General features: G+C 70.6%; 11 protein-coding genes, 1 tRNA gene and 1 pseudogene. 6 read left to right on the top strand and 7 right to left on the bottom strand.

Annotation, left to right across the window (positions count from 1 at the left end):
• Together G6017_RS09035 and G6017_RS09030 are read left to right on the top strand one after the other, a co-directional pair.
• The coding region (locus G6017_RS09035) for a beta-ketoacyl synthase N-terminal-like domain-containing protein (RefSeq protein ID WP_277819587.1) at nucleotides 1-2,237 on the top strand (2,237 nt) is incomplete at its 5' end.
• Entirely contained in the window at nucleotides 2,234-2,749 is a 516-nt protein-coding gene (locus tag G6017_RS09030; protein ID WP_182617037.1) for a phosphopantetheine--protein transferase domain-containing protein, read from the top strand. The genes G6017_RS09035 and G6017_RS09030, both read left to right, overlap by 4 nt.
• 78 nt (nucleotides 2,750-2,827) lie before the next feature.
• Here G6017_RS09030 and G6017_RS09025 read toward each other — a convergent pair whose 3' ends face one another.
• Nucleotides 2,828-3,538, bottom strand: coding sequence for a TetR/AcrR family transcriptional regulator (locus G6017_RS09025; RefSeq protein ID WP_182617035.1), 711 nt, complete (start codon nucleotides 3,536-3,538; stop codon nucleotides 2,828-2,830).
• 8 nt (nucleotides 3,539-3,546) lie between these two features.
• Entirely contained in the window at nucleotides 3,547-4,047 is a 501-nt protein-coding gene (locus G6017_RS09020; RefSeq protein WP_182617033.1) for a redoxin domain-containing protein, read from the bottom strand.
• Between the two features lie 149 nt (nucleotides 4,048-4,196).
• Between G6017_RS09020 and G6017_RS09015 the strand changes: the two genes are divergently transcribed.
• Entirely contained in the window at nucleotides 4,197-4,472 is a 276-nt protein-coding gene (locus G6017_RS09015) for a DUF3618 domain-containing protein (RefSeq protein WP_182617031.1), read from the top strand.
• A 157-nt stretch (nucleotides 4,473-4,629) separates the two neighbouring features.
• Here the strand turns inward: G6017_RS09015 and G6017_RS09010 are convergent.
• Nucleotides 4,630-4,702 (bottom strand) — tRNA-Lys (locus G6017_RS09010).
• 201 nt (nucleotides 4,703-4,903) lie between these two features.
• Between G6017_RS09010 and G6017_RS09005 the strand changes: the two genes are divergently transcribed.
• Together G6017_RS09005 and G6017_RS09000 are read left to right on the top strand one after the other, a co-directional pair.
• On the top strand, nucleotides 4,904-6,136 hold the full coding sequence (locus tag G6017_RS09005; protein ID WP_481787705.1) for a L,D-transpeptidase: 1,233 nt from the start codon (nucleotides 4,904-4,906) through the stop codon (nucleotides 6,134-6,136).
• A gap of 100 nt (nucleotides 6,137-6,236) precedes the next feature.
• Nucleotides 6,237-6,755, top strand: coding sequence for a DUF421 domain-containing protein (locus G6017_RS09000; protein ID WP_182617027.1), 519 nt, complete (start codon nucleotides 6,237-6,239; stop codon nucleotides 6,753-6,755).
• A 25-nt stretch (nucleotides 6,756-6,780) separates the two neighbouring features.
• Here G6017_RS09000 and G6017_RS08995 read toward each other — a convergent pair whose 3' ends face one another.
• Nucleotides 6,781-8,019: a cation:proton antiporter domain-containing protein gene (locus G6017_RS08995; RefSeq protein WP_182617025.1), complete on the bottom strand. Its 1,239-nt coding sequence runs from the start codon at nucleotides 8,017-8,019 to the stop codon at nucleotides 6,781-6,783.
• Between the two features lie 124 nt (nucleotides 8,020-8,143).
• Here G6017_RS08995 and G6017_RS08990 point away from each other — a divergent pair, with 124 nt between their 5' ends.
• The gene (locus G6017_RS08990; protein WP_182617023.1) at nucleotides 8,144-9,136 is read left to right on the top strand and encodes a DUF2804 domain-containing protein; all 993 of its coding nucleotides are present in this window, start codon (nucleotides 8,144-8,146) and stop codon (nucleotides 9,134-9,136) included.
• A 19-nt stretch (nucleotides 9,137-9,155) separates the two neighbouring features.
• Here the strand turns inward: G6017_RS08990 and G6017_RS08985 are convergent, their stop codons facing one another.
• The 3 genes and pseudogenes from G6017_RS08985 to G6017_RS08975 all read right to left on the bottom strand — a co-directional run.
• Nucleotides 9,156-10,517, bottom strand: a complete 1,362-nt coding sequence (locus tag G6017_RS08985; protein WP_182617021.1) for an ABC transporter ATP-binding protein — start codon at nucleotides 10,515-10,517, stop codon at nucleotides 9,156-9,158.
• On the bottom strand, nucleotides 10,517-11,314 hold the full coding sequence (locus G6017_RS08980) for an ABC transporter permease subunit (protein ID WP_182617019.1): 798 nt from the start codon (nucleotides 11,312-11,314) through the stop codon (nucleotides 10,517-10,519). Before G6017_RS08980 ends, G6017_RS08985 begins: the two co-directional genes overlap by 1 nt.
• Nucleotides 11,311-11,514: pseudogene (locus tag G6017_RS08975) on the bottom strand (hypothetical protein); the annotation flags it as partial. The gene G6017_RS08980 and the pseudogene G6017_RS08975, both read right to left, overlap by 4 nt.

The raw sequence follows: 11,514 nt of genomic DNA, 5'->3' as shown, positions 1-11,514 counted from the left end.
TGCTCGTCGATGCCGTGGAGGCCGCGGGCGTGTCCACCTGGTCTACCGCCGGGATCGCCGCCGAGCTGCTGGACTCGTGCACCCCGGACGTCCGCCGGTCCGCCGGAGAGGCGCCTCTCACAGTCGACCTCACCGGGGGTCTCGGCACCGCCGACCTGGACATGGCTGCGCTCGCCGCGGACCGTCCGGCCCCGGCGGCCGAGGTCTCGACCGAGGACGCCGACGGGACCATCGCGGCCCTGCCGTCGCTGCAGACCGTCACCGCCGACGAGCGCCCCGAGTGGGGCCAGGTCACGCAGGACCTCGAGGACATGGTCGTGATCGTGGGCTCCGGCGAGGTCGGGCCCTACGGCAGCGCCCGCACCCGCTTCGAGGTGGAGACCACCGGCGACCTCAGCGCCGCCGGCGTGGTCGAGCTGGCCTGGTCGACCGGGCTCATCACCTGGGAGGACTCGCCGCGCGCCGGCTGGACCGTCACCGAGTCCGGTGACCCAATCGACGAGGCCGACATCGCCGAGCGCTTCCACGACGAGGTCCTCGCCCGGGTGGGCGTGCGCACCTACGCCGACGATTCGCGCGCGGAGATGTTCGATAACGCCTCGCCGCAGCTGACCTCGGTGTTCCTGCCGGAGGACCTGTCCTTCGTGGTGGACGACGAGGGCCAGGCCCGCGCGTACCTCGAAGCCGACCCGGAGAACACCGTCGTGACCCACGACGTCTCCACCGGCGACTGGACGGTCACCCGCAAGGCCGGCACCGAGATCCGCGTCCCGCGCCGTGCGACGCTCACCCGCATCGTGGGTGGGCAGATCCCCACCGGTTTCGACCCGACGGCGTGGGGCATCCCCGCCGACATGGTCTCCGGGATCGACCGGGTGGCGGCGTGGAACCTGGTGGCCACCGTGGACGCGTTCATCTCCTCCGGCTTCACCCCGGCGGAGCTGCTGGCCCACGTGCACCCGGCCGATGTCGCCAACACGCAGGGCACCGGCATGGGCGGTATGACCAGCATGAGGTCGCTGTACATCGACGGGATTCTCGGCCGCAGCCGCGCGAACGACACGCTGCAGGAGGCGCTGCCCAACGTCGTGGCCGCGCACGTCATGCAGTCCTACGTCGGCGGCTACGGCTCGATGGTCCACCCGGTGGCGGCCTGCGCCACCACCGCGGTGAGCGTCGAGGAGGGCTTCGACAAGATCCGCGCCGGAAAGGCCGAGTTCGTGGTGGCCGGCGGGTTCGACGACCTGTCCACCGAGGGCATCCAGGGCTTCGCCGACATGTCCGCCACCGCCGATTCCGCGGCGATGGCGGCAAAGGGGATCGACGAGCGCCACTACAGTCGGGCCAACGACCGGCGGCGCGGCGGGTTCGTCGAATCCCAGGGCGGCGGCACCATCCTGCTGGCCCGCGGCGACGTCGCGGCCCGCATGGGGCTGCCGGTCCACGGAGTGGTGGCCTGGGCAGGCTCGTACGCCGACGGCGCGCACACCTCGATCCCCGCACCGGGCCTGGGCGCTCTCGGCGCCGGCCGTGGTGGGAAGCGGTCGCCGCTAACCCGCGGTCTCGCAGAGCTCGGACTGACCGCCGATGACCTGGCCGTGGTGAGCAAGCACGACACCTCGACCAAGGCCAACGACCCCAACGAGTCGGACCTGCACGAGCGTCTCGGTGCGGCGATCGGTCGCTCCGACGGCAACCCGTTGTTCGTCGTGTCGCAGAAGTCGCTCACCGGCCACGCCAAGGGCGGCGCGGCGGCGTTCCAGCTCATCGGGCTGACCCAGATGCTGCGCTCGGGGACACTGCCCCCGAACCGGGCGCTGGACTGCGTCGACGACGTCCTGGACCGACACCGGCACCTGGTCTGGCTGCGCGAGACGCTGCAGCTGGGCGGGGACCTGCCGCTCAAGGCCGGTCTGCTCACCTCGCTCGGCTTCGGTCACGTCTCCGGACTCATCGCCGTGACGCACCCCGAGGCGTTCCACCGCGCTGTGGCTGCGCAGCTCGGCGAGCAGGAGTCGAAGCGCCTCCGCGAGTCGGCGCTGGAGCGCGAGCGGGACGGCGCCCGTCGACTGACCGACGCCATCTACGGCGGCGAGTCACTCTACAGCCGTCCGGACGCGCGTCGACTCGGCGAGGGATCTGCCGACGAGGTCAAGGAGCGCGAGGCCGCGGTCCTGCTGGACCCGGCCGCGCGGATCAACTCCGACGGCGTACTCGCGGCCAGCGACTGGCAGTGACCGTAGCGGTGCGGGGCGTCGGGGTCGACACAGTCGAGATCGGCGCCTTCGCCGCGTCCCTGGCCGAGCCGGGGACGCGGTTCACCACGGCCTTCTCACCCATTGAGCGACGGCAGTGCCGGGAGCGCGCCGAGTCCAGCGCGGCCGCGCCCGGCCCCCACCCGGTGGGTGCCGAGGTGCTGGGTGCGGGCTCCTCGTCGTCGTCATCCGGTCAGTCCACCCGCATTGCCCGTCACCTGGCCGCCCGGTGGGCGGCGAAGGAGGCCGTGGTTAAGGCCTGGTCGTCGGCCCTCTACGGCTCCGCGCCGCCGATCTCACCTGACCTGCTGGTGTGGTCCGAGATCGAGACCGTCTGCGACGCGTGGGGCCGGCCCGCGGTGCGCCTGGGCGGCGAGGTCGCCCGGCAGGTCGCTGCGACGGTGGGGGAGGGCGCCCGCTGGCACGTCTCACTGAGCCACGACGGCGACTCCGCACTGGCGTTCGTGGTACTCGAGGGGCCGGTGGCCGGGTAGCGGGGTCCCGTCTCCCGGGCGGGCCAGCGCCGAGCACCGTCGACGACCAGCCTCGCCGGCGGACCAGCCTCGCCGGACTCAGCCGACCTGGGCTTCCTTCTCCGCCAGCCACAGGTAGGCGGTGAGCATCCGCTTGAGTTCGGTGACGGTGGCGTCGTGGATGCCCTCGCCCGTGGCGGAGCCGGCGCTGACGGAGAAGTTGAGCATCGAATAGGCCACATGGACCAGCACGTCGGCCATGAACGCGCGGCGCTGGCGCTCGGTGGCCGGCATGAGCGGGGCGAGCACGCTGGCGATCATCCTGGCCAGTTCGCGCTCGTTGACCGCCGCGGTGGCACGGGTGGCGGGGGTGGCCTGCGTGGCCAACCAGACCGCACGCCGGGAGGGATCGCTCAGCCACAGGTCCGCCAGGTGGTCGAGGAAGTCATTGAGCAGTTCCGGCCAGTCCAGCGCGGGGATCTTCTGCGCGAAACGCTCGATCTCCTCGATCACGCCGTGGGCGTCCTGGCGGTCCAGCTCGCACACCAGGACGTACTTGTTGGCGAAGAACTGGTACAGGGTCCCGATGGGGACGCCCGCGCGGGAGGCCACCTCCTCGCAGGTGAACGAATCGAAACCCACCTCGACCAGGACGTCCCGCGCCGAGGACAGCAGCGCCTGGAACTTGCGCCGGCTCCTCTCCTGGATGGGCCGGCGGCGGGGCACCAGGATGTTCGGCTCGTCCTGGACGGCCTCGTCCGCGGGATCCCGTACTGGTTCCTGCACTCGCTCGGGCGGGTCGGTCGGCATGGGTGGCGTCAGCCCTCCTTGGGTTCGGGCAGTTCCACGCCGAGGAGCTTCGCGAGCATGGCCACGTGGCCCTTGGCCCGGACGTTGTACCGGGCGAGGGACAGCGTCCCGTCAGACTCCACGACGAACGTCGAGCGGATCACGCCCATCACGGTCTTGCCGTAGTTCTTCTTCTCCCCGAACGCACCCCACTCGGTGAGCATGGTCTTGTCCGGGTCGGACAGCAGGGGGAACGTGATGCCGTGCTTGTCCCGGAAGCGCACGAGCTTGGCCGGCGGGTCGGGTGACACCCCCACGACCCCGATGCCGGCGTCCCGCAACTGCTGGAGGGCCCCTTCGAAGTCCACTGTCTCCGTGGTGCAGCCGGGCGTCATGGCGGCCGGGTAGACGTACAGCACCACACGACCGTGCGCGGCGAGCAGGTCCGCCAGCGACGTGGGGGTTCCGTCGGCGTCGGGGAGGGTGAAGGCGGGGGCGGTCTGGCCCACCTCGAGCCGTGGTGTGGTCACCGGTGCTCCTGAAGTCGGGTCGGGGTCTGTGATCACTCCAACCTATCCGATGCGTCGGCGCGCGGGCGCGGATCGCCGACGGGTGCAGTAGCGTGGGCGGGGTCCAGAATCCGCGGCTAACCGCGTGACGAGCGATCGACGGAGGTCTCGTGTCCAGGAGTTACGACAGCATCGAAGGCGACATCGCCAAGGCGCGTGACGATCTCGCGACGACGTTGGACGAGATCGTCGACCGGGTCAATCCCAAGAACCTCGCCGAAGAGGGCAAGGAGAGGGCCGTCGCCGCCCTCACCGAACCCCGGGTGCTCGCCGTCCTCGGCGGATTCGCGGCGCTGGTCATCGGGGGCATCACGGTCTCCATGGCCAACAAGCGCAAGGAACGTCGGCGTATCGAGGCCTACCTCGAGGCGCGTCGGGCTCTCTGAGCGGCCGCCGCTCACCACAGCCCATCGAGAAGAGCGTTTCGCACATTCCCACTCGGGAAACGTGTGCGGAACGCTCTTCTCGTTGAATCACGGGGGTCCCGGCCGCGCTGCCGACACGACAAAACCCCGGGTCGTGGACCCGGGGCTTTCTCTGCTGTGCGCCATCAGGGACTCGAACCCCGAACCCGCTGATTAAGAGTCAGCTGCTCTGCCAATTGAGCTAATGGCGCCTGCGTGGTGCGAGAGAAACAGTAACAGGACACCGACGGCATCACGAAATCGCCTGGTCAGAGCGGGGGTGGCCGGTTTTCGACGGCGCATCCTTAACCAATTCGATATGGAATGCAATGATTTTCCCAGGCATACTGGGGGTAACTTCTCGCCGGTCATGTCGACGTCCGGGGGGGGATGATGCTCGGAAGGGGCCATTAGTGAACTTGCGCCACACGGATCGGACCAGACGACGGGACCCGGGTTCCCGGTCGAGATCCCGACTCGCTCTGGCCGCCGTGTTCGCCGGCTCCCTCGTGTTGACCGGGTGCACGATCGGCGCCGGCGGCGCGGGCGAGGCCCAGGTGGCCGAAGCCCCGGCGGAGCCGGCCGCGGTCATCGACCTGTCCGTCGAAGACGGATCACTGGACGCCAACCCCGCCGAGCCGGTGGTCCTCACCGCCAGCGACGGTCGTCTCGACACCGTGGTCATGCGGAACCCGGAGGGCGTCCAGGTCCAGGGCGAGTTCAACCCCGACCTGACGGAGTGGCGGACGACCGAGGACCTGGGGTACTCCCGCGAGTACACGCTCGAGTCAACCGCGACAGACCAGGACGGCCTCGTCACGCGGAAGAACGTCACGTTCAGCACCCTCACCCCGCGCATCATGACGGCGGCCTATCTCACCACCGGTCAGGGCTCGACGGTGGGCATCGGTCAGCCGGTCGCGGTGATGTTCGACGAGCCGATCTCGGATCGCCGGGCCGCCCAGGACAACATTCACATCCGTACCGAACCAGAGGTCGAGGGCGCCTTCTACTGGGTCTCCAACCAGGAGGTCCGGTGGCGTCCGGCCGAGTACTGGGCGCCCGGTACCAGGATCGATGTCCACGTGGACATCTACGGCGAGGATCTGGGCGGCGGTATGTACGGCCAGGAGGACGCGCGTAGCGACTTCCAGATCGGCGACGCGGTCATTTCCCGGGTGGACGACTCGACCAAACAGATCGTGATCGAGCGCAACGGTGAAGTGATCAAGACCATGCCCACCTCGATGGGCAAGCCCGACACCCCGACCCCCAACGGCACGTACGTGATCGGCGAGAAGCTCGCCTCGATGATCATGGACTCCTCGACCTACGGCGTTCCGGTCGACTCGCCGGAGGGCTACCGGACCCCGGTCCAGTACGCCACGCGGATGTCCTACAGCGGCATCTTCGTCCACGCCGCCCCGTGGTCCGTCTGGGCTCAGGGCAGCCAGAACGTGAGCCACGGGTGCCTCAACGTCACGACGTCAGATGCCAAGTGGTTCTACGACAACGTCAAGCGCGGCGACATCTTCGAGGTCACCGGAACGGTCGGCCCGACGCTGCCGGGGTGGGACGGTCTGGGCGACTGGAACGTCCCGTGGGAGACGTGGAAGGCCGGTAACGCAGACGCGGGCACGGCCTGACGCTCTCCCCACCGACGGCGGGCCCCCTGCGGTCCGCCGTCGGTGGGGAGAGCCCCGGGTAGCGTGAGCTGTCCTCACGTCGCCGACCCCGGAGGTCCCCATGTGGTTCTCGTCCCTCGACCCGATCGTGCGCGTTCTGCTGATCGGCCCGGTCGCGTACGTGGCGATGGTCGCGGCGATCCGCTTCAGCGGCAAGCGGGTGTTGTCCAAGCTCAACGCCTTCGACATGGTCGTCACGGTCGCGCTGGGGTCATTGCTGGCCACGATCCTCACCTCGTCGGATCTGGCACTGGTGACCGGGCTGGTCGGGATAGCTCTCCTGCTCGGACTCCAGGTCGTGGTGAGTCTGTTCACCTCGAGGCTCGTCAAAGGGCGGACGGTCGTGCGTGCCAGGCCCGTCCTGCTGGCGCAGCGGGGGACCCTGCTGGAGGACGCGATCGCCTCGAGCAGGCTCACCCGGGACGAGGTGTTCCAGGCCATGCGTTCGAGCGGCTTCGGCGGGCTGGACCAGGTGGCAGCGGTGTGCCTGGAATCGGATGGCACGCTCTCGGTGATCGGTGCCTCGAGCGCCGGGGACGAGGAGGCACTGGCCCCGTTGCGTGGCTGGGCCGACCACTGACGACCCGGAAGTCGCGCGCGCGGCTTCAGCGGATCGGGCGGCTGGCTCTGTCCTCGTCGTGTCGCGCGGCGGACCTGAACATCGCGCGACCGGGAGCCGAGGAGACGCCGTGTGCGAGCGTGCTGGCCACCACGACCAGGGTGCCCACACCCAGCAACAGGGGATCCGGACCCGCTCTGGACGCCTCCTCGGTCAGATAGAAGATCGCCGCGACCCCGACCGGCCCGAACCAGCCGAGGAACGCGGCGTCGCGTACCCGCAATCCGAGCGGACGCATGAGGGCGAGAAGCACTGGCGGGCGCCGCAGGACGAGCACTGCAGCCGTGAGGACCACCGCACCCCAACCCAACTGCTCCCACTGGTCCCACGGCAGCATCGCTCCGAGGACCAGGAAGAACGGCAGGACCGCGAACTGGTTGATCGCCTCGTCGATCTCCACCTCCACCTGTCTCTCGTGCCCGACGCTGGCCAGGTTGAAGGCCAATCCCGAGACGAATGACGCGAAGACCCCGTTGACTCCCAGCAGGCCCGAGCCACCGAGGACCAGCAACGCCAGCAGCAGGGTGAACATCAGGATCGGGCCGTTCTCGGCAGTGTGGTGGCGCTCCGAGAAATGGAGGGCCTTGGCCGCCGACACTCCGGCGAGGACGCCCAGCACCAGGGCACCGAGGATCTGCCAGCCGATCTCCAGGGCGGCCTGCCCGGCGGTGAGGGGGGTGGCGACGGCGAGCGCGACCACGACCAGGGGAAGGGCCAATCCGTCGTTCGCCCCCGACTCGAGTGACAGCAGTTGCCGGTCGTCCTCGGGGAGGTCCCGCTCGGCGGCGTCGCCGGTCACCGCCGCGGAGGCGAGGACGGGATCCGTGGGGCAGATCGCAGTACCGAAGAGCAGCGCCACCGCGAAGGGGATCCCCAACGCCCAGATCGCGAGACCGGTGGAGATCAGCGCCATTGCGGGCATCACCACCACCAGGAGGAGCGTCAGACGCCGCCAGTGACGACGGATCGCCGAGAAGGGGTAGCGAAGAGCCACACCCATCACGGAGATGGCCAGAAGGATCTCCGCGCCGTGATGGAGCGTGGAGGGGTCGGCGACGATGTCGGGGACGTCGAGAACACCCATGACCACGGGGCCCAGGACTATGCCGACCCCGAGCGCGATGAGCGGCTCCGACACCGGCCACCGGTGAAGTCGCGCGGACAGGGCGACGATCACGACGCCGAGCGCGCCGACGGTCGCGAGCAATAGATCGAGTGTGGACACGAGCCCTCCAGGTCAGTCGGGTCCACCGCACCATAGGCAACCCTCGGCGGTCGCGCCATCGGTCCCTCTCGTCCCACTGTGGACCGCGCGAATGCCGAGCGGGCGCGAATGGAAAAGTGGGCGCATGACCGACGAGCGTGAGATCATCCGGCCCACCGACCTGGCCCGCGGCCGCCGACTCGATCCGGCTGCCGTCGGCTGGACCCGCACCCCGCTGCACCGCACCGCCATCGCCGGGTGGGGCCGGACCAAGCGCTGGGAGTACTGGGGCATCGTGACCGACCGGTTCGTGGTGGGGCTCACCGTGGCCGGTCTCGACTACCTGTCCACCTGCGCGGTCTACGTCCTGGACCGCCGTACCGGGGTGGAGACCACCCGCAGCGGGATCAACCCGCTCGCCCGGCCCGCATTCAGCGACGAGGCGGGGGTGGGGACCGTGCACGCGTCGGCCGGCGTGGGTTCGGGTCGGGTGGGAATCGAGATCGACGACGACGACGAGGGCGCCACCGCGATCCGGGTGCGCGCTCCCGGCCTTCGGGTGGACCTGGATGTCCTCCGCCCGGGCCATGACAGTCTCGGGGTGGTGGTGCCGTGGACTGAGCGCCGTTTCCAGTACACCCTCAAGGATCTCGCCAACCCCGTCACCGGCTCGGTGACCCTGGACGGGATCGCTCGCGACCTCGGGACCGGGTGGGCGGTCCTGGACCGCGGGCGCGGGCGCTGGCGGTACGCGACCCGGTGGAACTGGGGAGCGGGCAGCGGCGTGGTCGACGGTGTGCCGTGTGCGCTGCAGGTGGGTGGCCGGTGGACGGACGGGACGGGGTCCACGGAGAACGGGATCCTCGTGGACGGCCGTCTGCACAAGATCAGCGAGGATCTGCACTGGACCTATGACCTGGCGGATCCGGCGGCGGCCTGGCGGGTCCGCGGCGAGCGACTGGACGCCACGCTCACCCCGTTCCACCTCCGCCGGGACATCACCGAACTCGGGATCCTGGCCGTGCGCACCCATCAGGCCTTCGGCACCTGGTCCGGAACCGGGGTCCTGGATGATGGCACCGCGGTGCGCCTGGACGGCCTCACCGGGTGGGCGGAGGAGTCGCGGAACCGCTGGTAGGACGCCGGGTGGCACAGGGCTATCCGGCGTCCGGCAGCGTGAGAACCGAGTCGCAGCGGGCGATCACGTCTGCGTCATGCGTCGCCACGAGGACGGCGGCACCGGCGGCGGACGCCTGCTCGAGACGGGTGAGCACCGCGCTGCTCGTCGACCGGTCGAGCGCCGCGGTGGGTTCGTCGACGAGGAGCACGTCGGGCCCGCGGAGCAGCGCGGCGGCCAACGCGATGCGTTGCCGCTGGCCGCCCGACAGGGCTCCGGGCCGGCGTTCCAGGAGCTCTGGACCGAGCTGGAGCTCCTCGCAGACCTGGGACAGGTCGGTGCGGTGGTCGCGGGCGAGTCGGCGGAGTCTGCGGCCCACGGTGACCGCCGGGGCCAGGGCCAGCGAGGAGTCCTGGGGCACCAACGCGAACGAGTCGATGTGGGCGCGCGGCCGGTTCTGTACCCGCGGGGCCAGCTCCTCCCCATGGATCAGCACGCGTCCCCGGATCGGAGGATGAAGGCCCACGGCGGCGCGTAGCAGTGTCGACTTCCCGGAACCCGAGCGGCCTGCCAGTGCGAGGAGTGACCGCGTCGGCACGACCGCGTCGAGCGGGCCGATGGGAGTGCTGTTCGGATGCGCCACCTCGACGGAGTCGAAGGTCAGGCCGGTGTGTGTCCCTTCGGGATCAGGCGCCTGGCGCCTCGGCCCTCGGCCCGTGTCCACCGGCGGTGCCGCCTGATACACGCGTCCGGCGTCCACCGTCACGACCCTTCCCCCGACCGCGTGCGCCAGGCGGGCGTCATGGGTCACCAGGACGAGAGTCCGGCCCGCCGTCACGGAGAGGAGCAGTTCCGTGAAGGCCCGTGCGGTGTCCGGGTCGAGTCCGGCCGTGGGCTCGTCGAGCACCACGAGACCCGGGTCGACGGACAGGGCTCGCGCGATGGCCACCCTGCGCCGTTGGCCGCCACTGAGCTGGGCCGGTCGGCGCCGCAGCCAGTCCTCGTCGACGGGCAGTCCCAGTTCCCGCGCGTAGTGGAGGCCCAGTCCCGGGCGGGCCGCGTTCTCCTCGGTGAGCTGATCGATCCGGCGCCACGGGGTCAGCGCCACACCCGGGTCCTGGTCGACGAAGGAGCTGCGACGGCGCAGCCGGCGCACCTGCCGCGCGTTCGCGCCCAGTGCGTCCACGCCGTCGATGGAGACCGCACCAGAGGCCACGCACAGGCCGGGGGAGACGTCGCCGAGCAGCGCGCGGGCGAGCGTCGACTTCCCGGCCCCGGACGGTCCCACCAGCACCAGGCGGTCACCGGCCTCGATGTCCAGTCGCGGTACCTCGAGACGCGGCGCGCCGGTTCGGTCCCTGATCACCAGGTCACGCACGCGGAGCGCAGAGGCGGCCACCATCAGAGGGTCCCGTGCCCTTCCCGGTCGGCGAGCAGCGCCGGCGGCACAGTCAGGAGCGCGATCCCGATCGCCGGCACGATCACGGACCACGGATTGAGCGTCACCCCGGCGATCGAGTCCCGGACGGTCGACGCCCAGTCGTCGCCGCCCCCTCCGAGACCTCCGCCCAGGAATGCCAGCGTGCTGACCAGGTAGACGGTGCTGGTGAAGCGCACGGACAGCTCGGTCAGCAGCGGCCGGGACAGGCCCGGGACGACCTCCCGCACCGTGACGTCCAGGCGTGAGCGGCCCTCCGCGCGAGCGACCTCCACGAACCCGGATTCCAGGAGTGGGGCGCTCGCGGCCTCCAGGTAGCGGGAGCTCACTGGGATGAACAGCACGGTCGTCACCGCCCCCACCACCACGACCGAGCCGTTTCCGGCCGTGGCCACGACCAGGATGATGAGCACCGGGGGGAGGGTGACCAGCACATCCGTCGCGAACCGCACCAGCGGGCGCAGTGCTGGGATCCAGGCGAGTGTGAGACCGACCACGGCCCCGGTCGCGGTGGCCAGGAACGCCGCTGTCACCGAGATGGCGACGAGCGGCAGATTGCCGTGCATCGCCCGCGCCAACACGTCCCGGCCCAGCCGGTCCGTCCCCCACGCGGCGTTGTCCTGGGTGAAGGCACCGCCGACGACGGCGTCCGGGGTGGGCAACCCGAGTACGGGCGCCAGGACAGGCCCGAGCAGCGCGAGGGTGAGCCCGCTGGTGAGCAGTCCCACGAGGAGCGCGCGGGCGAGGTGCGCGTGGGTCACCGGAGCCACCGCCGGGGTCCGGACCCGGTGATCAGATCGGCGACGAGCAGTGAGGCCGCGGTGACGGCGGCGGCCACGGTGACCAGCGTGGCGACCGGAACGGTGTCGCGGTTGGCGATGAGGGTGACGAGCAGGCTGCCGGCGCCGCTGTAGCCGAACGCGACCTCCACGACCAGCGCCGCGCCGATGAGGCCGGGCAC

The sequence above is a fragment of the Dietzia sp. B44 genome (assembly GCF_014145245.1).
Taxonomy (GTDB): domain Bacteria; phylum Actinomycetota; class Actinomycetes; order Mycobacteriales; family Mycobacteriaceae; genus Dietzia; species Dietzia natronolimnaea.
This window is presented reverse-complemented; position numbering and strand designations above follow the sequence as displayed.

Excerpts from the sequence above, each read along its gene's own strand:
- G6017_RS09025 (WP_182617035.1), bottom strand. The coding sequence starts at position 3,538 with ATGCCGACCGACCCGCCCGAGCGAGTGCAGGAACCAGTACGGGATCCC.
- G6017_RS09000 (WP_182617027.1), top strand. The coding sequence starts at position 6,237 with ATGTGGTTCTCGTCCCTCGACCCGATCGTGCGCGTTCTGCTGATCGGC.
- G6017_RS08990 (WP_182617023.1), top strand. The coding sequence starts at position 8,144 with ATGACCGACGAGCGTGAGATCATCCGGCCCACCGACCTGGCCCGCGGC.
- G6017_RS08985 (WP_182617021.1), bottom strand. The coding sequence starts at position 10,517 with ATGGTGGCCGCCTCTGCGCTCCGCGTGCGTGACCTGGTGATCAGGGAC.